This window comes from Pseudomonas sp. Os17 (genome assembly GCF_001547895.1).
Taxonomy (GTDB): domain Bacteria; phylum Pseudomonadota; class Gammaproteobacteria; order Pseudomonadales; family Pseudomonadaceae; genus Aquipseudomonas.
In genome coordinates, this window is the sequence record NZ_AP014627.1 from 1,366,324 (window position 1) to 1,390,385 (window position 24,062).

The following is a 24,062-nucleotide window of genomic DNA, read 5'->3' on the forward strand; positions in this document are numbered from 1 at the left end:
TGGCGGCTGGGGCGCCTCGACCTGATTCAGGAACTACACAATGAACGAACTGACCCAGCTAAAAGACGCCATCACCTCCACCATCAAGCTGGCGATGCCGCAACTGCAGAGGGTTGAGGCCTTCCCCAAGATCCTCGAAGGCGTCACTGAACCGACGCTCCACTTCGCGGTTACCGGCCTGGACCAGGCCGCCGACCCCGGGGATGGCCGCAGTTGCATGCGGGCCACCTTCGAGGCGCGGATACGGGTTGACCCCGAACTGGCACAGGCGCCTTTGCAGGCGGCCATGCTGGCGGCGCAGTTGCTTGAGCTGTTGCGTTGCCAGCAGTGGAACCTGGACTTTGTCGAGGGGGCAACGGCGGTATGGGCCAAGCCTGCCGGCCCGGTGGCCGATCCGGCTTATCGCGCCGAGTGGATCGTGCAGTGGCAGCAGTTGGTCTACCTGGGCCAGGAGCAATGGCCCTGGCCCGATCAACCACCGGGCACGCTGGTGTTGGGCTTCAGCCCCGATACCGGACCCGGCCACGAGGGCGACTACCAGTCGCCGGAGCACATGGCGTGAGTTACGTGTCTGCAACCCACGACCGCATGATTGCCGGTCTGATCCTGCCTTGCAGCGTGGTCGGCGTGGATCTGGCTGCCGGTCTGGTACGGGTTTCCGATGGTGCCGGGTGGACCAGCGCCTGGCTGCGCTGGCACAGCCAGGCCGCGGGCAAGGCCCGGCACTGGCGGGCACCGAGCCTGGGGGAGCAGGGCGTGCTGATCAGCCCCAGCGGCGAGCCGGCCCAGGGCACCTTCGTTCCCGGCCTGTATGGCAACGCCGGTCCCCAGCCGGACAACCGCGACCATGTCGAGGTCTGGCGTTTCGAGGATGGCGGCTCGCTGGTCTATGACTGGCAGGCCAAGAGCTACAGCATCAGCCTGCCCAGTGGCACGGTGAGCATTCAGGTCGGCGCCAGCTCGGCGGTGGTGACCGACAGCAGCATTACCGGCAAGGCCGACAGCATCACCCTGAGCGGAGCGATCACCTTGAATGGCGATGTGCAGATCAACGGTGGGAGCCTGAAGCACAACGGAGTCAACGTCGGTTCGACCCATACCCACCCGGGTGTGATGTCAGGCCCCGGTGCAACGGCTCCGCCGCAGTGATCCTTGGCCCCATCGCCCGCACGACCCACCTATCACTCAAGCAACCCGCCTAGAGCGGTTTTTTCTACCCGGAGAATCCAATGGCCACCCCCAAGAAAAAAACCGGCCGCCCGGCCGGCACCGGTGCTGTGGTGTTTCGCGACAGCCTTTACACCTCGCGCCATCTGATCCTGCCGGATGGCCGCCAATTGCCGGTGGTCCAGGGACAGGTATCGGTCAAGGCCGGCGACCGCGTTGCCCTGGACTACCTCGCCAGCCACCCGGATCTGCAAGCACAGGAGTAAGGCCATGATCGGAATGGATCGCCGTACCGGCCTGTCGCTGTCCGGCATCGAGCATGTGCGGCAGTCCATCGAGGACATCCTGACCACGCCCCTGGGCAGCCGGCGGATGCGCCCCGAATACGGCAGCAACCTGCGTCGTTATGTCGACCTGCCAGTGACCGGCGGCTGGAAAAGCGCGGTGCAGGCCGAAGTGGCACGGGCGCTGTTGCGCTGGGAGCCACGCTTGAAGCTGGAGCGGGTCAGTGTGGTCGCGGTGGTGGGAGGCCAGATCAGTTTTCAACTGACCGGCCAGTACCTGGGCAATCGCGCGGTTTTGGAGGTGACGGCATGAGTACGTTGGACCTGTCGGCGCTGCCGGCCCCCCAGGTGCTTGAAGCCCTGGATTTCGAGGCCTTGTACCAGGGCAAGCTGGACACCTTTCGCCGGCACATGGGCGAGAACTGGACGGCCAACCTGGAAAGCGACCCGGTGAGCAAACTGCTGGAAGTCTCGGCTTACGCTGACATGCTGCTGCGGGCCCGGGTCAACGACGCCGCCAAGGCGTTGCTGCTGGCCCATGCCCAGGGCACGGACCTGGACCACCTGGCGGCCAACGTCAAACTGCAGCGCCTGGTGATCCAGGCCGCAGACCCGCAGGCGTTACCGCCGTTGGAGGAGGTCAAGGAAGCTGACGACGCGCTGCGCGAGCGCGTGCAATTGGCCTATGAAGGACTGACCACGGCCGGCCCGCGCAACAGCTACATCCTGCATGCCCGTAACGCTTCTGCGCTGGTAGCCGACGCCGAGGCCGAAAGCCCGGCACCGGCCCGGGTGACGGTCACGGTGCTGAGCCTGGAGGGAAATGGCGCGGCCAGTCCTGACTTGCTGGCGACCGTTGCCGCAGCCCTCAACGATGAAGACGTGCGACCGCTCGGCGACCGGGTCACGGTCCAGAGTGCCCAGGTCTTGCCGTATCGCATCGACGCGGTGCTGCACATGAAGGGCTCCGGCCCGGAAGGTGACGCTGCCCTGGCTGAAGCCGAGCGCAAGCTGGCTGCCTGGGTCAACCCACGCCGGCGCCTGGGCATCGAGGTGGCCCGTTCGGCCATTGATGCGCAGTTGCATGTGGCCGGCGTGGCTCGGGTCGATCTGGCGGGTTGGCAAGACATCACCCCGACCAAGGCTCAAGCGGCGTATTGCACCGGTTACAGCGTCACGCTGGGGAGCTGAGATGACCAGCCTATTGCCGATCAATAGCACGCCGCTGGAGCGCGCCCTGGAGGCGGCCGGTAGCGGTGACAGCGCCATCATGCTGCGCACCCTGTACGACCCGGCGACCTGCCCGGTGCATCTGCTGCCGCAACTGGCCTGGGCCTGGTCGGTGGATCGCTGGGACCCGCGCTGGTCCGAGACGGTCAAGCGTAACGCCATTCGCGCCTCGTACTTCATCCACGCCCGCAAAGGCACCATCGGTGCGCTGCGCCGGGTGGTGGAACCGCTGGGCTACCTGATCGAAGTGGTCGAATGGTGGCAGACGGTCCCTGAAGGCGAACCGGCCACCTTTGCCTTGAAAGTCGGGGTGCTGGATACCGGCATCACCGAGGAGATGTACCAGGAGCTGACCCGGTTGATCGACGACGCCCGGCCGGTCAGCCGGCACATGACCGGCCTGGCCATCAGCCTGGAAACCTCCGGTGTCATCGGTTACGGCGCCTACGTGGATCAAGGTGAAGTGCTCGACGTTTATCCCCCGACACCCCGCGACATTGAAGTGACCGGCCGTTATGGCCAGGTCATGTGTATTGATGAAACAGACACCCTGGATGTGTACTCATGATTGATTCCAACAGTCAGTTCTTCGCCATCCTCACGGCAGTGGGCGAGGCGAAACAGGCGAATGCCACGGCCCTGGGCACGTCCTGGACCTTCAAGGAAATGGCGGTCGGCGATGCCAACGGCACCGACCCCATCCCGAACAAGGCCCAGACCAAGCTGATCAACGAATGGCGCCGCGCCCCGGTCAACCAGGTGCGCACCGACCCGGCCAACCCCAACATCATCATCACCGAGCAGGTGATCCCGCCTGATGTCGGTGGGCGCTGGATCCGCGAGATCGGCCTGTTCGACGCCGACGGCGACCTGGTGGCGGTGGCCAACTGCGCCCCGAGCTTCAAGCCCCTGCTGGCCCAGGGCACCGGCAAGACCCAAGTCATCCGCATGAACTTCATCGTTGCCAATACCGCGCAGATCGTGTTGAAGATTGATCCTGCTGTGGTGCTGGCGACTCGCGAGTATGTCGACAGTGCGGTGATCGAGGCCCTGGCCAAACTGGAGTTCAAGCATTCGGCGCTGGTGGCCACCACCGCCAATATCGCCTTGAGCGGAATTCAGACCATCGACGGCGTGCTGCTGCCGGCCGATGCCCGGGTGCTGGTGAAAAACCAGGCCCAGGCCAAGGACAACGGGCTGTATGTCGTGTCGTCGACGGGCGTCTGGACCCGTGCCCAGGATGCTGACACCAGCCTGGAGGTCACCCCCGGGCTGTTCGTCAGCATCGAGAAGGGCACGGTCAACGGCGACAGCGTCTGGCAGTTGGTTACCGACGGGCCGATTGTCCTCGGCACCACGCCGCTGGCCTTCGAGATGGCCATCGGGCGAACCGGCATCAGCGCGGGCTCCTATGCCAATGTCACGGTCGACAAGTACGGCCGGGTGATCGCCGGGACCAACCCGAGCACCCTGGCCGGGCATGGCATTACCGACACCTACACCAAGGCTGAGATCGAGTCGATTGTGGCGCAGTCGTCATCGTTGCCGGTGGGCTCGATGGTGGCGTTTCCCAGGGCCAGCGTGCCGCCGGGGTTTCTGGAGATCGATGGCAGTGTGCAGAGCATTGCGGCTTATCCAGACCTGGCGGCGTATCTGGGGAGCACTTTCAACAAGGGGGATGAGGGGGCTGGAAACTTTCGCTTGCCCGAGTCTCGGGGCGAGTTCCTGCGGGGGTGGGATCATGGGCGTGGGGTGGATGCTGGGCGGGAAATTGGAAGTCGGCAAGATGCGTCGATTGTCTCAGCAGGCGATGCGGTAGTTTCAGGAGTAAGCGTTGTAGCGTTTTACAATGATCTCAATGATGACTCTGCAGCATTCAGGGCGCGGCTGAACTCTGATGGGACTCCGACGGCTCTACCAAATGTTCAGTACGTTGGGACCGGGGCAAATATTAGTGGTCCCGGTATAGCTTCTGCAATGTACGTCCGCCCACGCAACCTGGCGGTCATGTGGTGCATCAAAGCCTGGAACGCACCCATCAATCAGGGAAACATCGACGTAGCAGCGCTGGTAAAGGAACTGGCCGCACTCAAGTCTGCGCACCCTGTCGGTGCCATCATTCCATTTCCCAAGGGTGAGGTTCCACCGGGCTATCTTGAACTTAACGGTAGCGTGCAAAGCATTGCCGCTTATCCCGATCTTGCGGCTTATCTCGGGACCACCTTCAACAAGGGCGATGAGGGTGCTGGAAACTTCCGATTGCCTGAGTCTCGGGGGGAGTTCTTGCGGGGATGGGACCATGGGCGCGGTGTGGATGCTGGGCGTGCTCTTGGCACTTGGCAGGCTGATGAGTTCAAGTCGCACACTCATCCAATCGGTAATCAAAATACATACGGCAGCGGCGGGTCTTCTGGGCCGTTGCACAACGGAGCGAAAGTTGGAGAACTAACCCAGCCAACCAGCCCGACTGGGGGAGCTGAAACCCGTCCGCGCAACCTCTCTGTCATGTGGTGCATCAAGGCTTGGAACGCGCCAGTCAATCAGGGCACCATCGACATCGCCGCACTGGCGCCGTTGGCGGCTCAGGCGACGGAGATAAAACATGGGACGGCCAAGGTCGCCACGGATGCGCAGATGCTGGACAGTGCAAACGACGCGATGATCGCAACGCCTAAAAAACTACGCCTCGGTTTTGCAATGAGCTTGGCGGCAAACGGATATGTGGCTTTCCCCTCATGGCTGGGAGGGCTAGTTGTTCAGTGGGGGTATGTTCCGAAGCCGAGTGCAGCGGCAGTTCCAGTGACATGGCCCATGGCTTTCCCCAATGCATTTGGTCGCTGCTCTGCATCTTTCGGCGGGGCATCCGCGCCAAGCGGCGGTGTTTCAACCGGGGCCCCCTCGCGTGAGGGAGCGATCTTTTACTCGGCAGTAGGCGGGACCGGATATGACGTCTCTTACATCGCGATTGGATGGTGAAATATGCAGCGTTTTTATAGCCAGAGCACAAAGACCACTTACCTGATGGGGTTGCATACGTCGATACCTGACGACGCAGTAGAGATATCTGATGAGCGTTATCTCTCGGTAATTGGAAACCCAATGCCAGGCAAGATTCGGGTTCATGATGAACTGGGCTTGCCCTATCTGATCGATGCCCCCGAGGTGCTTCCGGATCCAGCAGCACAGGAACGCCAGTGGCGCGATTTGGAGCTGGCATCTGTCATGTGGCTGCGCGAGCGTCACCGTGACCAGCTCGAAATCGGGACAGCCACGACGCTGACCGGTGAGCAGTTCAAGGAGTTGCTTATGTACATGCAATCCCTACGCGATTGGCCCCAATCCCCGGACTTCCCGCAAGCCGAGCACCGCCCAGTAGCCCCATCCTGGATCGCCGAGCAAACCGATTAAACGCCCCGCACCGCCGGGGCGTTTTCTTTCTCGCTTCCCACCAATCAATCATCCCTACGAGCCCCCTTCACCCGGGGCTTTTTCATGTCTGGAGTTTATCCATGAGTGGTTTTTTTCACGGCGTTACCGTGACTAACGTCGACACCGGCACGCGCACCATTTCGCTGCCGTCGTCTTCGATCATCGGCCTGGTGGACACTTTCACCGAAGGCCCGACCGCCGCTGCCAAGGCCAACGATCTGCTGCTGATCACCAACGAGCGCGAGGCCATTGCCGCCTGGGGCCCGGATGCGGCCATCACCAAGGCCTGCCAGGCCATCTACCAGCGGGCCAAGGCGGTGATCATCGCTTGTGGCGTGGCCAAGATGACCGACGCGGCCGAGCAGACTTCGGCGATCATCGGCGGGGTGCTGGCCGACGGTAAGCGTACCGGCTTGCAGGCGCTGCTGGACGGCAAGAGCCGTTTCAACGCCCAGCCACGTCTGCTGGTCACCCCCAAGCACAGTTCGACCCTGGCCATCGGCACTGCCCTGGTGGCCCTGGCGGACAAGCTGCGTGGCCTGGCCATTCTCGATGGTCCCAATACCACCGACGAAGCGGCCATGGCCTACGCCAAGAACTTCGGTGCCAAGCGCGCCTATATGGTCGATCCGGGCGTTCAGCACTGGGACAACGGCGCCAATGCCACCGTCGATGCGCCGGCCTCGGCCTGGGTTGCCGGTCTGTTCGCCTGGACCGACAACGAGTACGGCTTCTGGGCCTCGCCGTCGAACAAGGAGTTTGTCGGCATCACCGGCACCAAGCGGCCGATCGAGTTCCTCGACGGCGATGAAACCTGCCGCGCCAATCTGCTGAACAACGCCAACATCACCACCATCATTCGCGATGCGGGCTTCCGCCTGTGGGGCAACCGCACGCTGTCCAGCGATCCGAAGTGGGCCTTCGTCACCCGGGTGCGGACCATGGACATCGTCATGGACGCCATCCTCTTCGGCCACAAATGGGCCGTGGACCGCTCGATCACCGCGACCTACGTCAAGGATGTCACCGAGGGCCTGCAGGCCTTCATGCGTGATCTGAAGAACCAGGGAGCGATCATCAATTTCGAGGTCTACGCGGACACTGAACTGAACACCGCCAGCCAGCTGGAGCAGGGCAAGGTGTACTGGAACATCCGCTTTACCGACGTGCCGCCCGCCGAAAACCCCCACTTCCGCGTCGAGGTCACCAACCAGTGGTTGACCGAAGTCCTCGACCAAGCCGCTTAAGGAGCCCCCGCAATGGCAATGATTCCCGAAACCCTGGCGAACATGAACCTGTTCGTCGATGGCATCAGCTTTCAAGGCGACGTGCCGAGCCTGACCCTGCCCAAGTTGACCCTCAAGACCGAGGAACACCGTGTCGGCGGCATGGATGTGCCGGTGGAACTGGACATGGGCATGGAGAAGCAAGAGGCCGGCTTCACCACCACCGGCGTGCGCCGCGAGTCGCTGAAGATGTTCGGCCTGGCCGATGGCAGCGGTTTCAACGGTGTGTTCCGTGGCGCCTTCAAGGGCCTCAAGGGCAAGGTCACCCCGGTGATCGTCACCCTGCGCGGCCTGCTCAAGGAGGTCGACATGGGCGACTGGAAGTCCGGTGACAAGGCCGAGATCAAGCACAACGTGGCCCTGACCTACTACAAGCTGGAAGTCGACGGTCGGCTGATCTACGAGATCGATGCCCTGGGCATGAAGCGCGTGATCAACGGCGTCGACCAGCTCGCCGCCCAACGTTCGGCCCTGGGCCTGTAAGGAAGACACCCCATGTCTCAAGCAAGCGACAAGACCCCGGCCTGGATGACCCTGAGCAGCGACAGCGTGGTGCTGGCGCTGAGCAAGCCGGTGGAGATGAACGGTGTGGTCTGCGACCGGCTCACCCTGCGGGCGCCGACGGTACGTGATGTGCGCGCCGCCAGTGCCGCCGGCGCTGGTGACGATGAACAGCGCGAGCTGATGCTGTTTGCCAGCCTCGCGCAAATCAGCACCAAGGACCTGGAGAGCATGGCACTCAAGGACTATCAGCGCCTGCAGGCCGGCTATTTTCGCCTGGTGCAAGACGACGAGCTTTGATCCGGCGGTGATGAAGGTGGCGGCGAAACGGCTCGCTCGCGAGCTGCATTTTTCCGCCGAGGAAATCATGACCATGGGCTTTTCCGACATGGTCTGGTGGCTCACGGATTGAGCCCGTCACCCAAGGAGCAGGAGAAGCACATGGCGAACAAGCTGGTATCGGGGTTGGTGGTAGTGGGTACTGCCCTCAGTTCGACCTGGGACGCCGCCTTCAAGACGGTGGAAGACCGGATCAAGCAGCTGGAACAGCAGGGCAGCAAGGCCAGGGTGCTGGAGAAGACCATTGGCCAGACCCTGCGTCTGCAGGATGAATGGAAAAAGGCCCATGACACCGGCGCCACTTCCGCAGCCGGGCTGTTGCGCCGGTTGGAAGAGAGCCGCAACGGGCTGCGCCAGCAGGGTATTGAGGTGCACAAGCTGCGCCAGGAATATCAAGCGCTGGGCAAGGTGGCCCGGGGTTCTGAGCTTCAGGCTCGTGGGCTGCTGCAGGTCGCCCAAGGCAAGGCCGACTTCAAGGCGGCTTATGGCTGGGCAAAGTTTGGCGTCGATAAACTGCGCGCCCCGGTCAAGATCAGTGCCGATTATCAGGCGCTGATCCGCGACATGGCGATCAAGGCCAATGTGGTCAACCAGCCTCAGGAAGCGCAGCTGAGCCGCACGGTGATTCAGACCTCCCGTGACACGGGCATGGCCCGTAACGATGTGGCGGCTCTGGTGAGCCAGATGATGGCCAGCGGCATGTCGCTGGACAAGGCGCAAGGCTACACAGGGTTGGCCGCCAAGTTTGCGGTGGGGCAGGGCGCGAGCGTCGACGACACCGCGAAGCTGATGCGGGCCCTGGAGCTCAAAGCTGGAATCAGCGACCCCAAGGTCATGGAGCAGGCTCTTGAGGCCATCGCCCTGCAGGGGCAGGCCGGCAATTTCGAGGCGGCCGACATGGCGCGCTTGCTCCCGGCGGTGCTCAAGAGCGCGAGCGCGGAAGGACTCACCGGCATGGAGGCGGTGAGTCAGCTGGGGTCCATGCTGCAAGTGCAGATGAACACTGCGGGCAGTGCTGATCAGGCCGCTGGCCAACTGCAGAACTGGATCGAGAAAATCGGCTCCAGTGAGGCGGTCAAGGCTTATGAAGACGCCGGCATTGATTATCAGGCTTCGCTGAACACCGGTATCCAGAAGGGCATGTCGAGCCTGGAGGCGAGCTTTGCCCTGGCCATGCGCTACGTCAGGGCCATCGACCCGGCCAAGGCGGCGAAGATGGCCGAGGCCCAGGCGCAGATCAGCCAGGAAACCGACCCGGCCAAGGCCAAGGCCATGCTTGAGGCCCTGGAAGAGTCCCTGCGCACCGGTGACCTGTTCACCGATATGCAGATCAAGGCGGCCTTGCTGGCCCAGACCCAGGGCCGGCAGCAGTATGAGCAAGTGAAGAAGGACTCGTTGAGCGCCTCTGGCGTTCTCGCCAGGAACCTCGCGGAGCGTCGAGAAGCCTCCAAGCAGTTGTGGGCTGAAGCAGGTTTAGCCATCGATGAAGGCCAGCGGGTCGTGGGGCAGGCCCTGCAACCGGTGACGGATCTGGTGGCCAAAAGCATCACCGTGGTGGTCGGCAAGCTGAGCGAACTGGCGGAGCACAACCCATCGTTGGTGCAGGGTGTGGTCGCTTTGGGCGCCGCGTATGTCGCGGTGCAAAAGCTCATGGCGGTCTACACCATGAGCAAGGGCCTGATCAATGTCTTGCGGGGTGGGTTGAAGATTGACCCCAAGGCGGCAAAGCGAGCGCCTGGCCGCAGTGCGGGAGGCATTGACTGCTGTGAGCTTGCAGGCAAGCCAAAGGCGAGAAAGCGAGCGCCCGGTCGCAATGCGCCAGGCATTGACTGTTGCGAGCCCATGATCGACTGCGGCTTGGACAAGCAACGCCGTCGGGGCCGTGGTGGGCGTAAGGCTGAAAGGCGCAGGCCACCTGCGAGGGGGGCGGGCATTCAAGGTGGCAAGAGCCCTTTGACGCCCAGTGGTCTGGAAAAAATGCCCAGAGGGGCGGTCAGGTCTGGCGTGGCCGGTGCAGCACTGAAAGGCGCTGGCTCTGTGGCCAAAGGGTTCGCACCTTTGCTCAAGGGCGGCGCGATCCTATCGGTGCTTGGTGCCGGTTTCCAGGTTGCGGACACCTATCTGAATGCCAAGACCCAGGATGAAAAAGCCGAAGGCTATGGCGAGGCGGCAGGCAATCTTGCAGGCGCCGCTGCCGGAGCAGCAGCAGGGGCCGCCATTGGTTCCGTGGTGCCGGTCATCGGTACTGTTATTGGTGGGCTGGTGGGCGGTGCACTGGGCGCCTGGGGCGGTTCTGCCGCAGGTGGCGCCTTGGGCAAAAAACTGTTCGGCTCCGACGACTCGCTCAAGCAAATGCCCGCTGCCGGTCCGCTGATGATGCGCAATGCCGGGCAGAACATCCCGCCGGTCATGGGCGATATCGCCAAGTCCTTCCAGCCGGGCCAGCCCTCCCCGCTGATGGGCCAGGCCGCGCGTTCGCTGGCCAGTCCGGCACCGTCGGCGTCGAGCCTTTCGCTGAGCAATCCTCCGGAGCCGTTCAAATCGGCGGCACTACCGGCGATTGAACAGCAGTTCAGCTTCGCGCCTTACCTGTCGATCTCGGTCCAGGGCGATGTCAGGGATCCGGCGCAACTGGCCCGGGAGCTGGAACCCTATCTGCGCTTTCAGTTCGACGAATACAGCCGCCAGGCGGCGGGTCGTCAGTTGTTCGACGCGGCACACGTTTAAGGAGGCGGCATGGCCTATATGGAACAGCTGCAATCGGGGCTCACGTCCCTGGTGGCGGCAGCGGAGGCGGGGCGACGCAGCGCCGATGAAATGCTCGGGCCCATGAACGGCGCCATCAGCGACATCACCGGCGCCGCCTCGGAGCTGGAAAATCTGCCCTGGGTCGGCCCGGTGCTGGGCGCCAAGCTGCAACGCACGATGCGCAGCATCGGCGCGGCGCAGTCGGCGGTGGGTGAGGTCGCGGCCAAGTACAGCCAGGCCTTGACCGTGGCGGGGCAGATGCAGCAGCGTCTTGGCGCCTTGCAGGAGCAGGTGGCCAAGGCCGGCGCGGCGATCAACCGAATCGGCGGGCAGATCAGCCCGGCCCTGGGCAATATCTTTCCTTCCGGCGCGCTGGCGCCTCAGGACACCCCGGCGGCGGAGGCGGTGAAACCCTTCCCGCACCTGCTGATCCTGCAGCCCCTGGGGGCCGCGGCCGAGCCGTTCTACTTCAACCTCGATACCGCGGCCTTCGATGAGTTGCGCCGGCAAACCGGCTTTCGCTGGGCGGCCCAGGAGCGCCTGAGCCGCAGCATTGCGCAGCAGGCGGTGGGGCAGGGCGACGACAAGATCTCCCTCAAGGGCGCGATCTTTCCCGGGTTCAAGGGCGGGCTGGGGCAGTTGCAGGCGTTGCGCAGCATTGGCCGGCGCCTGCAGCCCCTGAGCCTGACCACGGGCTACGGCGAAGTGCTGGGTACCTGGTGCCTCACCAGCATCGACGAGGAACAGAGCCACCTGCTGGCGGGCGGCATTCCCCGCAAACAAGGGTTTTCACTGGAGTTTGTGAGCTATGGCAACGACCTGCAGAACCTCTGACGGCGATCTGCTCGACACCCTGTGTCATCGCTACTACGGGCACCTCAATGGCAGCGTCGAGGCGGTGCTGGACGCCAACCAGGGCCTGGCCGATGAGCCACAACCCTTTCGGGCCGGGGTACTGATCCTGCTACCGGAGCTGCCGATCCGCACAGAGGCGATGGTTCAGCTATGGGACTGACCTGGCCTCCGCTCAACAGACCCCGCTGCGTGCGGGGTCTTCATTTTCTGGAGCACAGGCCATGACCCCGGTCTTTCGCATCCTGGCCGATGGCCGCGACATCACCGCGCAGATCAATGACCGGCTGCTGACCCTGCGCACCCTGGACAAGCCGGGCATGGAAGCGGACGAGTTCGAACTGCGCATCGATGACCGTGACGGCGCGGTCGCCTTGCCCGGTCGTGGCGCCGTCATCGAAGTGTTCCTTGGCTATGCCGGGCAGGCATTGACCCGCCTGGGGCGCTACACGGTGGATGAAGTGGTGGTCAACGGGCCGCCGGATTCCATCGAGATCCGCGGCAAGGCCAGCGACATGCGCGGCAGTGGCAAGACCACCCGCAGCGGCAGTTGGGAGAACGTGGCGCTGGCGCAGATCGTCCGCGATCTGGCGGCCCGCAACGGCTGGCAGCCGGTCTGTCCGGTGGCGACCAAGGTGCCGCGGATCGACCAGCTCAACGAGTCCGACTTCAACTTCATCACCCGCCTGGCCCGACAGTACGACTGCACCGCCAAGGTGGCCGAAGGCAGGTTGCTGGTGCTGCCCCGTCAGTCCGGGTTGAGTGCCAGCGGCAAGGCCCTGGGCGTTGTCAGCCTCAGCCGCCGCGACGTCAGCCGCTATCAGTTCCGCCTCAGTGACAGCAGCACCCACAAGGCGGTGCAGACCAAGCATCAGGACCCGAAGAGCGGCACGCTCAAGGTCATCGACCTGGGCAACAGCGATTCACCGGCCAGCGTGCCGGCGGTGCACACCGATCGGCACCTGTACCCCAACAAGTCCGCCGCCGAGCAGGCGGCCAAGGCTCGCTTGGCAGCCTTCAACCGCAGCAGCGCCAGCCTGCGCCTGGAGATGCCCGGGCGCACCGATCTGTTTGCCGAGCGCCTGATCAATGCCCAGGGCTTCAAGGCCGGACTGGACGGCGAGTACCTGGTGGACTCGGTAGAGCAGCTGTTCAACCCGTCGGGGTGGAGCACCACGGTCGAATGCAACGGCGGCAAGCAAGGCAAGGCCAAAGCCAAGGCGAAGAAAACCCCCGCCAAAAAACCACTCAGAGTGGTGCAGCTTTGACGCTGCGTCAGCCCCGCGAGCTTTGCCGTAGCCACCCCATGTGCAGCGTTGCGCTGCAACCCACTCTGCCTTTTCAAGTACGCGGACAATCCGCAGGAGTAGTCATGAACCCAGGCATCAGCAGCCCGGCCTCGAAGCGAGGCCTGCGCTTTCTGTTCCAGACATTGATCGTCGGCTGCAGCTTGCTGCTGGCGGCCACAGCCCATGCCGGGCCCTTTGTCCTGGCCTACACCGACGGCCAGGTCGAAGCCTCCTACAGCAACCTGCAAGCGTTCCACGGCAACCTGTCTGCAGTGGGCCTGGGCAGCATCTACGGGCTGACCGTCACCGGCCAGTTGCACCAGGAAGGGATGAACCCGACCAGCGAAAACATCATTCGCTTCGCCCAGTCCAAATCGCTGCCGCTGTACCCCACCGTGTCCGACTACAACCAGGGCATTGCGGATTTTGACCCGGCCATTTCCCACTCCATCGTCAACGACAAGACCTTGAGTGCCGGCAGCATCAAGCAACTGGTGAGGCTGGCCAAGGAGGGCGGTTTTGCCGGGATCAACCTGGACTTCGAACAGGTCGAACCGAGGAATGCCAAGGCGTTTTCCGTCTATGTCAAAGCCCTGGGCAACGCCCTGCATGCCAGCGGCAAAAAACTGATCATCAGCGTCCCGCCCAAGTCCAGCGACCGCGAGCCCGAGTACCTGCAAGGCTACGACTACAAGGCCCTGGGCGCGGCGGTGGATTACGTCCAGGTCATGACCTACGACCAGGTCGGCCCCGGCTGGAGCAGCGGCGGTTTCCACGACGAAGTCTGGCCCGGCCCGGGCTCCGGCGCCGACTGGCAACGGGCTGTGCTCGGCTACGCGGTATCGCGAGTCGCGCCGGGCAAGGTCCTGGCCGGGCTGCCGGCCTACGGTCAGGACTACAGCATTGGCAACCGGGTGCACTGGTCGGCCTATCGGGAAATCATTGCCGAGCACCGCGCCGTCACCCACCGGGACGCCGCTTCCGCAACGCCTTACGCCACCTGGGGGCCGGTCAAGAGCTTCGCCGATGGCGTGGAGTGGACCCCGGAGCGCGCGCAACCGGTGCTCTGGTACGACGATGCTACGAGCATCAAGACCAAGACCGCGCTGGTGACCAAGCTGGGCCTGGGTGGTACCAGCGTCTGGGCCATGGGCTATGAAAATGCCGAGTTCTGGACGGCGCTGCAGGCGGGGCTCAAGGCCGGTGCTGAGCTGTTGTCGGCGGGGCGGGAGTGACGGCTCGGATCGGCTCTGCAGCCGTCGGTCACAGATCCCGCCAGCAACCTGGGGCAGCGGTTCCCGGCGCTTGCTGCAAAACCCGTTGCGACGGGTTTTTTCATGCCTCCAACAATTCAGCCTCGCCGTTGCCTTGATGAATCCCGTTCCAGGAGTCTTGTGATGAAACTCACGGCTGTTCTCGATCAGCTACAAGCACAGTGCCCGAGCCTTGCGGGGCACATCGTTGTTGGCAGCGATGCCGCAACCGGCGCTGGTGCATCAACCCCGGTTGCCTATCTGGCGCCGGTCAATGATCTGGCCAGCGCCAGCGCCGGACAAAACATCATTCGCCAGACCATCCGCGATCGTTTTGAAGTGGTTCTGGCACTTGGCGCCACCGACCCCACAAAAGCGCTGAATCCGCTGCACGACCTGCGCGCCGAACTCTGGCGCGCCCTGGTCGGTTTCAAACCCGGCGCCGAGTACAACCCGATCCAATACGACGGCGGTGAACTGGTGTCGTTCGACGCCACCCGCCTGCTCTACCGCCTGCGCTTCTTCGCCGAATTCCAGCTGGGGCGCAATCTGCCCGGGCAGCCGGCGGAAACCTGGCATGAGCGTGAACTCGACGGCCTGCCGTCCTTTACCGGGGTCACGGTGCGGGTCGATGCCATCGATCCGGCGGACCCCAATCTGCAACGTCCAGGGCCCGACGGGCGCCTGGAGCTGACTTTTTCAGGAGAGCTGAAGCAATGAGCAAACGCATCACCGTGCTGCCGGTCGCTGGCCGTGCCGTACCGGACCCGGAAGCAGGCGATCTGCTGCCCGCCTCCGGCCGTGAAGTGCCGGACAACGCCTGGTGGCGCCGGCGTCTGGCCGATGGCGATATCACTAGCAAAGCCGTGAAAGCGGCGAAATCTCAAGGAGCCAAATAATGGCGATCGGTTTCAGCAATATCCCGGCGGACATCCGTGTTCCGCTGTTCTACGCCGAGATGGACAACTCGGCGGCCAATAGCGCGTCGTCGGCCATGCGCCGGCTGATCGTCGCCCAGGTCAATGACAACCAGGCCGGCGACGATCTCGGCAAGCTGGTGCTGGTGTCCAGCGTGGCCCTGGCCAAGAGCATCGGCGGGCAAGGTTCGATGCTCGCCTCGATGTATGAAACCTGGCGCAAGACCGACCCGGTGGGCGAGATCTGGTGCCTGCCGCTGCACAGCACCGAGGGCAGCGTGGCCAAGGCCGAGCTGAAGCTCACCGGTAGCGCCAGCGCCGCCGGCCTGCTCAATCTGTACGTCGGCGGGGTGCGGGTGCAGGCTTCGATCGTCAGTGGCGCCAGCGCTGCCCAGGCGGCCAGCGCCCTGGCGCTGAAGGTCAACGCGGCGGTGGACCTGCCGGTGACCGCGGCGGCGGTCGACGGCACGGTGACCCTGAGCGCCAAGTGGACCGGCGACAGCGGCAACGACATCAGCCTGCAACTCAATCGCCTGGGCAAGAGCAATGGCGAAGAAACCCCGGCCGGCCTGACCCTGGTGCTGGGCAAGATGGCCGGCGGCACCGGCGTGCCGGATCAGGTCGCGGCCCTGGCGGCTCTGGGCGACGAGCCGTTCGAGTTCATCTGCATGCCCTGGACCGACACCGCCAGCCTCAATGCCTGGCAAGCGGTGATGGACGACAACACCGGCCGCTGGTCCTGGGCCAAGCAGCTGTTCGGCCATGTCTACAGCGCCAAGCGCGGCACCGTCGGCACCCTGGTGGCGGCCGGTCAGGCGCGCAACGACCAGCACATCACCATCCAGGCCCTGGAAACCGGCGTGCCCCAGCCGGTGTGGGTTCAGGCCGCAGCCTTGGCGGCGCGGACCTCGGTGTTCATCTCCGCCGACGCCAGCCGTCCGACCCAGAGCGGCAGCCTGCCGGGGATCGACCCGGCGCCGGCCAGCGAACGCTTCACCCTCACCGAGCGTCAGTCGCTGCTCAGCTACGGCATCGCCACCGCCTACTACGAAGGCGGCTACATGCGCATTCAGCGGGCGATCACCACCTACCAGAAGAACGCCTACGGCCAGGCCGACAACTCCTACCTGGACAGCGAAACCATGCACCAGTCGGCGTTCATCGTGCGTCGCCTGCAAAGCGTGATCACCAGCAAGTACGGGCGCCACAAGCTGGCCGCCGACGGCACCCGTTTCGGCGCCGGCCAGCCGATCGTCACCCCGAGCACCATTCGCGGTGAGCTGATCGCCCAGTACGCCAAGCTGGAGCTGGAAGGCCATGTGGAGAACGCCGACCTGTTCGCCGAGCACCTGATCGTCGAGCGCGACGTGCAGGACCCGAGCCGGGTCAACGTGCTGTTCCCGCCGGACTATATCAACGGCCTGCGGGTGTTCGCGCTGCTCAATCAATTCCGCCTGCAGTACGACGCCGCGGCCTGAGCCGGACCTGCATCACTGCGCTTTTTCAGCCCGCCTTGAGCGGGCTTATTTTTTGGGAGAAACATCATGGGTCAACTGATTGCGGGCACCTGCTACGTCAAAGTGGACGGCGCTCAACTGACCATCAGCGGCGGCTGCGAAGCACCGCTGATGGCCGTCAAGCGGGAAACCGTGGTTCCGGGCTTCTACAAGGAAACCGACCTCACCCCGTCGTTCAAAGTCACCGCGCTGCACACCCCGGACTTTCCGCTCAAGCAACTGATTGCCGGCTCCGACATGACCGTCACCTGCGAGTTCGCCAACGGCAAGGTCTACGTGCTGGCCGGCGCCTACCTGGTGGACGAGCCTATTGCCAAGGGCGACGACGCCAGCATCGAGCTGAACTTCGAAGGGCAGAAGGGGACCTGGCAATGAGCAACCTGGTCAAGCTGCAGGTGCCGATCGAGGCCCACGGCGAGCCCCTGAGCGAACTCACCCTGCGCCGTCCGACGGTGCAGGAAGTGCGGGCGATCAAGGCGCTGCCGTACAAGATCGACAAGAGCGAAGAAGTCAGCCTCGACATGGATGTCGCGGCCAAGTACATCGCGGTCTGCGCCGGTATTCCACCGTCCTCGGTGAACCAGCTGGACCTGGTGGACCTCAACGCCCTGAGCTGGGCGGTGGCGAGTTTTTTCATGAGTGCGGCATCGCAGCCATCGCCGACCTGATCGCTGTCGCCTATGACCTGGCCTGGTTCTGGAAGGTCGACCCCGAACAGATGATGGCCAGGCCACTGGATGTGCTCCGGGAATCCCTGGAGCACGCGCAACGGATCAATGCGATGCAGCAGGTGCAGTGATGGCGTATCGAAAAAGAAACAAGACCAAGGGCCGGCGGCCCAAGCAGGCAAGACAGGCTAAACCGGCAGCACCTGTGCAGCAGGTCAAAGCCGAAACTGAGGTGGTCAAGCCTGCTGTGGCCGAGAGCGCAAGCAAAGCCGTCGACCCGGAGCTCACCGGCATTCGCCAAGTGGTGGGCAAGTTCAGGAAAAGCCTGGAAGAAAGTGGTCTGGGAGATCTGGATCTTTCAGGATTGTTCTCTGGGCAGGGCCTATTGACCCCCTTTGTTGCGGGCATGCAGTCGGCGATCAAGGCGGAGAACATCCAGGCTGTCACTGCTGCCGCGGTCAGGGGGGAGGCAAGTCCGGAGAACGAGCTGGGCAATACCGCGCAAAACCTCAAGCACTTTGATGAGGCGGTGGAAAGAATCACTCTCAATGTGGGGGTTGCACTGTTGCCGGCCATCAACAGCATTGTCACGGGACTTCAGCCCGTACTGACATCGGTCGGTCAATTTGTCGCTGATAACCCCGGGTTGGTGGAGGGGCTAGCGGCCGCAGCAATCGCCTTTACGGTGGCAGCCTCGGCGGCCACGGTCTTTGCCGCACTGTCCTCGCCTATAGGTTTGGCGATGCTGGCGATTGCTGCGGTAGCCGGTGTGGTGGTGGCCAATTGGAAGCCGGTTTCACGGTTTTTCATCCAGCTGTGGGGGAAGATTTCACCCACGGTCATGTCCATGGTTGGTCTTTTCAAGGAGGTGTTCGCATGGACGCCCATCGGGCAATTGATTGCCAACTGGGGGCCGGTCAGCGCTTACCTGAGCGCCCTCTGGCAAGACTTCAGCGCCGGTACCGGGCGGGTGTATCAGGCGTTGAATCTGCTCTTCAACATGAGCGGGTTTGGGGTGTTGATCAGAAACCTGGAGCCGATCAGAGAGGCTGTCCAGGTGCTTTTTCGCAGCCTGCGAGAGGTTTTCGAGTGGAGCCCGCTTGGCTTGATAAGCAGTAACTGGCAACCCGTGGTGGGGCTGTTTGCAGCGATCTGGGATCTGATCTGGGCGTTGTCGATCACGGCAAAGAACAACGTTGCCAGCCTATTCAGTTGGTCACCCGGTGAGGGGATGAGAAAGGACCTCGACGGTTTGATCCAGTGGTTCTCTTCGTTTCGTGAGCGGCTGGAAAAGGTCCTGGAGCCAATCCGCGAAAAGCTCAGAGCGACCTTTGGCAATTTGCTTGTCAGTGTCACCGGGAGCATCAACTCGCTGACCGAGAGTGTGGTGGAGCACAACAACTCGGCAAACCGGGGTGAGGACTCGCTGACCGATAAACCTTCTCCGCTGCTGACCCCGGGCAATTTGCCGCAAAGCTCCAGTTCGCTGCTGCAACAGGCGGCGGCCAACAATCGCACTCGGCTTGAAGGCGGGTTGCTGTTGCGCTTTGAGAACGCACCTCCCGGCCTGCGTGCCGAACAGGCCAAGACCAATCAACCAGGCCTGAACGTGGCTTCGACCCTGGGCTATCGCTCACTTTCCCTAGGAGGTTCCAATGGCGGATAACTGGCGTGATCGTTTGTTGCCCGCGTCCTTTCGCGGTGTGCCGTTCTGGGTCGATCAGGCGAAAACCCCGGTGGGCCAGAAAGGTCAGTTGCACGAGTACCCGCAGCGTGACCAGCCGTTTTTCGAGGGCCTTGGCCAGCAGGCGAAAATCCATGACCTGACGGCCTTTATCGTCGGCGCCGATTGCCTGGAGCAGCGCGACAGGCTGCTCAAGGCCCTGGAGGAGGGCAGCGGCGAGCTGGTGCACCCCTGGCTTGGGCGGATGCAGGTCAAGGTCGGCGAATGCGAGATGACCCAGAGCCGCCAGGACGGCGGCCTGGTGACCTTCAGCCTGAAGTTCTATCCGGACCAGCCGCTGCGCTTTCCCTCGGCGGTGGTCAACACCCAGCAGCAGGTGCTGGTGGCCAGCGATACCTTGCTGGGCTCGGCGGTGCTGCGTTTCGAGTTCGCCACCAATCTGATCAAGCAGGCGCGGATCGGCGTGGACGCGCTGCGCAAGGGGCTGACCGAGGTGTATGCGGTCATCGAGCACGAGTTCAAGCCGCTGATCGAGTTCTATGGCGACCTCAACACCCTGGTCAAGGCGGTCAAGGACATACCCAGGGAGCTGAGCACGGAGTTCAAGGGGTTGCTGGAGGATGTGCGCGGGCTCAAGGATTTTGCCCGCAGCGGCTATCGGCAGATGCTCGCCGATATTGCCCAGCAGGTGGAGGCGGCCCGGCGCATCGATGCGCCGAAGCTGACCACCGGCAAGGACACCACGGCGGCGGCCGAGGCAGTGGCCAACCTGGTGCAGGATGCGCTGCTGGTGCAGATCGCCCGCCTGGTGTCGGCGTTGCCGGTAGCCACCCCGGTGGTGAAGCTCAAGAACACCCCGCCCCTGGCGCAGCAGGCCAGCCGGCCGGTGCAGCGCCTGGAGGTGCCGGTGGCCGACGATGTGCTGGCGCTGCGCGATCAGTTCAATGAGCTGATCTGGCAAGCCTCGCTCAAGGCCGACGCGGTGCATTACCAGGCGCTCAACACTCTGCGTCAGCAGGTGCAGGGGCACCTCAATGCCGTGGCTTCCTCGGGGGTGCGGCTGGTCAGCCTCAGCCCCAAGAGCAGCCTTCCGGCGCTGGTGCTGGCCTATCAGCGGTTTGCCGATGCGACCCGGGTCGGCGAAGTGGTGCAGCGCAATCGGGTGCCTCACCCGGGTTTCCTGCCGCCCGCCGACCTGCAAATTGCTCGGGAGTGACCCATGGACGAACTGGCAAATATCGTCACCCTGACGGTGGACGGGCTGGACTACAGCGGCTGGAAGAGCGTGGAGATCAGCGCCGATCTGGAGCGTCAGTTCCGCACCTTCAGCCTCAACATCACCTGGCAATGGCCGGGGCAGGACTCGCAGGTGCGGATCCGCCCGGGCGCTCGCTGTCAGGTGCGCATCGGTTGCGACCTGGTGCTCACCGGGCATGTCTACAAGGCGCCGATCAGTTACGACGGCAAGCAGATCAGCCTGAGCATCCAGGGCGGTTCGCTGACCCAGGATCTGGTGGATTGCGCGGCCATCAACCGGCCGAGTCAGTGGCGCCAGCAGGACGTGCTGAGCATCGTCCGCGCCCTGGCCGGCTCCTACGGGGTCGGGGTGCGCAGCGAGATCGCCCCGACCGGCAAGCTGCACACCCACAGCATCGTGCCGGGGGAGACGGTGTTCGCCTCCATCGACCGTTTGCTGACCCTGTACCGGGTGTTCTCCACCGACGACGCCGACGGTTACCTGCTGCTGGCGGCGCCGGGCAGCGGCGGGCGGGCTAGTGATGCCCTGGAGCTGGGCAAGAACATTCTCTCGGCCAATGCACCGATGGATTTTTCCGCGGTGTTTTCCGAGTACCGGGTGATCGGCCAGCACAAGGGCAGCGATCAGAGCAGCGGGGCGGCGGTCAGCGAAGTGTCTGGCCGGGCCAGCGATGCAAGGGTTTCGCGTAAGCGGGTCACGGTGATCAACGAAGCCGCGCAACTGAGTGCCGAGCTGGCTCAGCAGCGCGCTGACTGGGAGTGCGGCACCCGCACCGGCAAGGCCCTGACCACCACCTACCAGGTGCAGGGCTGGCGCCAGAGCAATGGCGATTTGTGGCGCCACAACACCCTGGTGCGAGTGATCGACCCGGTGCTGGGGTTCGACCGGGACATGCTGATCTCCAAGGTCACCTGGTCGCTGTCCGAGCAGGGCTCGATCACCACCCTGCAGGTGGCGCCGCCGCAGACCTTCGACGCCAACCCGACAGCCGGCAACACCTGAAACCCGCGCCTATCCGTAGGCGCCGGCTGGCCGGCGAAGGCATCCGGCCCGAAACCGCGCAACCCCTGTTCGCCGGCAAGCCGGCTCCTACCCTCCAAGGAACTCAGCATGAGCCTACTGACACGCCTGTTGGCGCGGGGCACCGTGGTGCTCGCCAACTCGGCCAACAAACTGCAATCGCTGCAAATGCGCCTTACCGCCGGCGAGGTCAACGACGACATGGAGCATTTCGAGCCTTACGGTTTCACCAGCAATCCCCTGGCCGGCGCCGAGGGCATCGCCACCTTCCTCGGCGGCGACCGGTCCCACGCGGTGGTGCTGGTGGTGGCCGACCGGCGCTATCGCCTCAAGGCCCTGGCCGCCGGTGAGGTGGCGATCTACACCGACGAGGGCGACAAGATCCACTTCAAGCGTGGGCGCGTCATCGACATCGACACCGCGACCCTGAACATCCGCGCCAGCAGCGGCGTCAACATCGACAGCCCGACCCTGAGCATGAGCGGCAAGATCGTCTCCCAGGGCGATCAGCTTGCCGCCGGCATCAGCCAGATCAACCACGTCCACAGCGGCGTGCAACCCGGTCCGGGCCAGACCGGCGCGCCGGTGGGAGGTTAAGCATGTTCGCCACCTATGACCTGAAGAACGCCCTGACCCGGGCCGTGGAAATCAGCCTGTTCACCTGGCGCCGCGCCGCCGATGACGATGCCCTGGACGACGATCAGCGCTATGGCTGGTGGGGCGACAGTTTTCCCACGGTGGCCGACGACCGCATCGGTTCGCGGCTGTGGCTGCTGCGCCGGGTCAAGCTGACCCGGCAGACCCAGCTCGACGCCGAGTTCTATGCCCGCGAGGCCTTGCAGTGGCTGATCGACGATGGTCATTGCAACGCCGTCGAGATTCTCAGCGAACGCCTCGATGCCCAGCGCCTGAACCTGCGCACGGTGCTGATCCTGGCCGACGGCGAACGCCTGGACCTCAACCCCATTCACAGTTGGCAGGTGACCTATGCCGTTTGAAACCCCTTCGCTGCCGGTGCTGATTCAACGCACCCAAAGCGACCTGGCCAGCGATTCGCTGCGCCAGTCCGATGCCCAAGTGCTGGCCCGAACCCTGAGTGGGGCCGCCTTTGGCCTGTACGGCTACCTGGATTGGATCGCCGAGCAGATCCTTCCGGACAAGGCCGATGAGTCGACTCTGGAGCGCATCGCTGCCCTGCGCCTGAACCAGCCGCGCAAGGCCGCCCAGGCGGCCCGTGGCAGCGTCAGCTTCACGGCCGCGGCCGGAGCCGTGCTGGATGTCGATACCCTGCTGCAGAGCAGCGACGGTCGCAGTTACAAAGTGACCGCCGCGCGCACCACCAGCGCCGGGCTCAACAGCACCACGATCCAGGCGGTCGATGGCGGCGCCCTGGGCAATGCCGGCGCCGGCCTGGAGTTGACCGCGGTGCAGCCGGTGCAAGGCATCGGCAACGCGTTCACCGTGCTGGCCCCGGGGCTGAGCGGTGGCGTGGCCGAAGAAAGCCTCGAATCCCTGCGCTCCCGGGTGATCCGCTCCTATCGGATCATTCCCCACGGCGGCTCGGCGGACGACTACGAAACCTGGGCCCTGGAATGCCCGGGGATCACCCGTGCCTGGTGCCGGCGCAATTACCTGGGGCCAGGCACGGTGGGCCTGTTCGTCATGCGTGACGATGACCCGCAGCCGATCCCCAATGCCGAGCAACTGGCGCAGGTCCAGGCCTATATCGAGCCACTGCGCCCGGTCACTGCCGAGGTGCATGTGCTGGCCCCGGTGATGCTGCCGGTGACCTACACGTTGCGCCTGACCCCCGACACCAGCGCGGTGCGCGCCGCGGTCGAGGACCAGCTGCGCGATCTGCACAGCCGCGAGGCCGGCCTGGGCCAGACCCTGTTGCTCAGCCATATCCGCGAAGCCATCAGCAGCGCCACCGGCGAGCAGGATCACCGGCTGCTGGCGCCCCTGGCCGATGTTCCGGCGGCGAATAATCAGTTGCTGGTTTTCGGAGGTTGCCAATGGCAGCAATAAGAAGCGCCGCCCAGTACCAGGATCAGTTGCGCAGCCTGCTGCCCAGCGGCTCGGCCTGGGACCCGGAGCGGGTGCCGGAGCTTGAACGAGTGTTGCAGGGCGTCTCCCAGGAGCTGGCGCGCATCGACGCCCGGGCCGTTGACCTGCAAAACGAAATGGACCCGGCCAGCGTCAGCGAACTGGTGACCGATTGGGAAAAGGTCATGAACCTGCCCGATCCCTGCCTGGGCCTGACCCCGCTGTTCGAAGACCGACGGCTGGCCGTGCGCCGCCGTCTGTTGGCGGTGGGCAGCCAGCGCGCTGCCTACTTCGTCGAAATCGCCCGCAGCCAGGGCTACCCCAATGCCAGCGTCACTGAGCTGAGTACCCCGCGCATGGGCCGCTCACGCTTTGGTCATGCGCATTTCGGCACCTGGCGGGCGAACTTCATGTGGACCCTCAATACCGGCGGCCGCCTGCAACTGGGCCGGCGTTTCGGCGCGAGCTATTGGGGTGAACGTTTTGGCATGAATCCGGGGAGCGCCCTGGAGTGCCTTATCCATCGCAGTACACCGGCGCATACACAGGTGTACATCAACTATGACTAGAGAAG

At 64.0% G+C, this 24,062-nt stretch carries 28 protein-coding genes; all 28 read left to right on the forward strand.

Going from position 1 to position 24,062, the window contains the following annotated elements; genetic code table 11:
* The first annotated feature begins 40 nt into the window (after window positions 1-40).
* The 28 genes from POS17_RS06065 to POS17_RS06200 all read left to right on the forward strand — a co-directional run bounded on the left by POS17_RS06065 (window position 41) and on the right by POS17_RS06200 (window position 24,057).
* Entirely contained in the window at window positions 41-562 is a 522-nt protein-coding gene (locus POS17_RS06065; RefSeq protein WP_060837781.1) for a hypothetical protein, read from the forward strand.
* Window positions 559-1,149, forward strand: a complete 591-nt coding sequence (locus tag POS17_RS06070) for a phage baseplate assembly protein V (RefSeq protein ID WP_060837782.1) — start codon at window positions 559-561, stop codon at window positions 1,147-1,149. Before POS17_RS06065 ends, POS17_RS06070 begins: the two co-directional genes overlap by 4 nt.
* Before the next feature lie 80 nt (window positions 1,150-1,229).
* Window positions 1,230-1,433, forward strand: a complete 204-nt coding sequence (locus tag POS17_RS06075) for a hypothetical protein (protein WP_060837783.1) — start codon at window positions 1,230-1,232, stop codon at window positions 1,431-1,433.
* Window positions 1,434-1,437: 4 nt separating this feature from the next.
* On the forward strand, window positions 1,438-1,764 hold the full coding sequence (locus tag POS17_RS06080; RefSeq protein WP_060837784.1) for a GPW/gp25 family protein: 327 nt from the start codon (window positions 1,438-1,440) through the stop codon (window positions 1,762-1,764).
* Complete coding sequence (locus POS17_RS06085; protein WP_060837785.1) at window positions 1,761-2,642, forward strand: baseplate assembly protein; 882 nt, start codon at window positions 1,761-1,763, stop codon at window positions 2,640-2,642. Before POS17_RS06080 ends, POS17_RS06085 begins: the two co-directional genes overlap by 4 nt.
* A 1-nt stretch (window position 2,643) precedes the next feature.
* Complete coding sequence (locus tag POS17_RS06090) at window positions 2,644-3,249, forward strand: phage tail protein I (protein ID WP_060837786.1); 606 nt, start codon at window positions 2,644-2,646, stop codon at window positions 3,247-3,249.
* Window positions 3,246-5,657 (forward strand): phage tail-collar fiber domain-containing protein, encoded by a 2,412-nt coding sequence (locus POS17_RS32125; protein WP_173655888.1) that lies wholly within the window; start codon window positions 3,246-3,248, stop codon window positions 5,655-5,657. The genes POS17_RS06090 and POS17_RS32125 overlap by 4 nt, the downstream gene beginning before the upstream one ends.
* A gap of 3 nt (window positions 5,658-5,660) precedes the next feature.
* The gene (locus tag POS17_RS06100) at window positions 5,661-6,089 is read left to right on the forward strand and encodes a phage tail assembly chaperone (protein ID WP_060837787.1); all 429 of its coding nucleotides are present in this window, start codon (window positions 5,661-5,663) and stop codon (window positions 6,087-6,089) included.
* Window positions 6,090-6,190: 101 nt separating this feature from the next.
* Entirely contained in the window at window positions 6,191-7,357 is a 1,167-nt protein-coding gene (locus tag POS17_RS06105; RefSeq protein ID WP_060837788.1) for a phage tail sheath subtilisin-like domain-containing protein, read from the forward strand.
* A 12-nt stretch (window positions 7,358-7,369) separates the two neighbouring features.
* The gene (locus POS17_RS06110) at window positions 7,370-7,879 is read left to right on the forward strand and encodes a phage major tail tube protein (protein ID WP_016965333.1); all 510 of its coding nucleotides are present in this window, start codon (window positions 7,370-7,372) and stop codon (window positions 7,877-7,879) included.
* Between the two features lie 12 nt (window positions 7,880-7,891).
* The gene (locus POS17_RS06115) at window positions 7,892-8,197 is read left to right on the forward strand and encodes a phage tail assembly protein (RefSeq protein WP_060837789.1); all 306 of its coding nucleotides are present in this window, start codon (window positions 7,892-7,894) and stop codon (window positions 8,195-8,197) included.
* Window positions 8,198-8,338: 141 nt separating this feature from the next.
* Complete coding sequence (locus POS17_RS06120; RefSeq protein ID WP_060837790.1) at window positions 8,339-10,963, forward strand: phage tail tape measure protein; 2,625 nt, start codon at window positions 8,339-8,341, stop codon at window positions 10,961-10,963.
* A 9-nt stretch (window positions 10,964-10,972) separates the two neighbouring features.
* Window positions 10,973-11,818: a phage tail protein gene (locus POS17_RS06125; RefSeq protein ID WP_060837791.1), complete on the forward strand. Its 846-nt coding sequence runs from the start codon at window positions 10,973-10,975 to the stop codon at window positions 11,816-11,818.
* Window positions 11,793-11,999 carry a tail protein X gene (locus POS17_RS06130; RefSeq protein ID WP_047302087.1) on the forward strand — a complete coding sequence of 69 codons (207 nt, stop codon included), beginning with the start codon at window positions 11,793-11,795 and terminating at the stop codon, window positions 11,997-11,999. The genes POS17_RS06125 and POS17_RS06130 overlap by 26 nt, the downstream gene beginning before the upstream one ends.
* A gap of 61 nt (window positions 12,000-12,060) precedes the next feature.
* A complete protein-coding gene (locus POS17_RS06135; RefSeq protein WP_060837792.1) occupies window positions 12,061-13,104 on the forward strand; it encodes a phage late control D family protein in 1,044 nt (347 codons plus the stop codon).
* 104 nt (window positions 13,105-13,208) lie between these two features.
* Window positions 13,209-14,360: a glycosyl hydrolase family 18 protein gene (locus tag POS17_RS06140; protein WP_060837793.1), complete on the forward strand. Its 1,152-nt coding sequence runs from the start codon at window positions 13,209-13,211 to the stop codon at window positions 14,358-14,360.
* A 162-nt stretch (window positions 14,361-14,522) separates the two neighbouring features.
* A complete protein-coding gene (locus POS17_RS06145; protein WP_060837794.1) occupies window positions 14,523-15,098 on the forward strand; it encodes a phage tail terminator protein in 576 nt (191 codons plus the stop codon).
* Window positions 15,095-15,277 (forward strand): DUF2635 domain-containing protein, encoded by a 183-nt coding sequence (locus POS17_RS06150; RefSeq protein WP_047302105.1) that lies wholly within the window; start codon window positions 15,095-15,097, stop codon window positions 15,275-15,277. Before POS17_RS06145 ends, POS17_RS06150 begins: the two co-directional genes overlap by 4 nt.
* Window positions 15,277-16,773 (forward strand): phage tail sheath subtilisin-like domain-containing protein, encoded by a 1,497-nt coding sequence (locus POS17_RS06155; RefSeq protein WP_060837795.1) that lies wholly within the window; start codon window positions 15,277-15,279, stop codon window positions 16,771-16,773. Before POS17_RS06150 ends, POS17_RS06155 begins: the two co-directional genes overlap by 1 nt.
* A 66-nt stretch (window positions 16,774-16,839) precedes the next feature.
* Complete coding sequence (locus POS17_RS06160) at window positions 16,840-17,187, forward strand: phage tail tube protein (protein ID WP_016965085.1); 348 nt, start codon at window positions 16,840-16,842, stop codon at window positions 17,185-17,187.
* Window positions 17,184-17,480: a phage tail assembly protein gene (locus tag POS17_RS06165; protein ID WP_060837796.1), complete on the forward strand. Its 297-nt coding sequence runs from the start codon at window positions 17,184-17,186 to the stop codon at window positions 17,478-17,480. Before POS17_RS06160 ends, POS17_RS06165 begins: the two co-directional genes overlap by 4 nt.
* Before the next feature lie 130 nt (window positions 17,481-17,610).
* The gene (locus POS17_RS06170; RefSeq protein WP_060837797.1) at window positions 17,611-19,146 is read left to right on the forward strand and encodes a hypothetical protein; all 1,536 of its coding nucleotides are present in this window, start codon (window positions 17,611-17,613) and stop codon (window positions 19,144-19,146) included.
* Window positions 19,136-20,380 carry a DNA circularization protein gene (locus tag POS17_RS06175; protein ID WP_060837798.1) on the forward strand — a complete coding sequence of 415 codons (1,245 nt, stop codon included), beginning with the start codon at window positions 19,136-19,138 and terminating at the stop codon, window positions 20,378-20,380. The genes POS17_RS06170 and POS17_RS06175 overlap by 11 nt, the downstream gene beginning before the upstream one ends.
* A gap of 3 nt (window positions 20,381-20,383) precedes the next feature.
* Complete coding sequence (locus POS17_RS06180) at window positions 20,384-21,424, forward strand: phage baseplate assembly protein (RefSeq protein ID WP_060837799.1); 1,041 nt, start codon at window positions 20,384-20,386, stop codon at window positions 21,422-21,424.
* A 108-nt stretch (window positions 21,425-21,532) separates the two neighbouring features.
* Window positions 21,533-22,039, forward strand: a complete 507-nt coding sequence (locus POS17_RS06185; protein WP_060837800.1) for a phage baseplate assembly protein V — start codon at window positions 21,533-21,535, stop codon at window positions 22,037-22,039.
* Between the two features lie 2 nt (window positions 22,040-22,041).
* Window positions 22,042-22,440 carry a phage GP46 family protein gene (locus tag POS17_RS06190; RefSeq protein ID WP_060837801.1) on the forward strand — a complete coding sequence of 133 codons (399 nt, stop codon included), beginning with the start codon at window positions 22,042-22,044 and terminating at the stop codon, window positions 22,438-22,440.
* Entirely contained in the window at window positions 22,430-23,470 is a 1,041-nt protein-coding gene (locus POS17_RS06195; RefSeq protein ID WP_060837802.1) for a baseplate J/gp47 family protein, read from the forward strand. The genes POS17_RS06190 and POS17_RS06195 overlap by 11 nt, the downstream gene beginning before the upstream one ends.
* Window positions 23,458-24,057 carry a YmfQ family protein gene (locus tag POS17_RS06200; protein ID WP_060837803.1) on the forward strand — a complete coding sequence of 200 codons (600 nt, stop codon included), beginning with the start codon at window positions 23,458-23,460 and terminating at the stop codon, window positions 24,055-24,057. Before POS17_RS06195 ends, POS17_RS06200 begins: the two co-directional genes overlap by 13 nt.
* The last annotated feature ends 5 nt before the right edge of the window (window positions 24,058-24,062 follow it).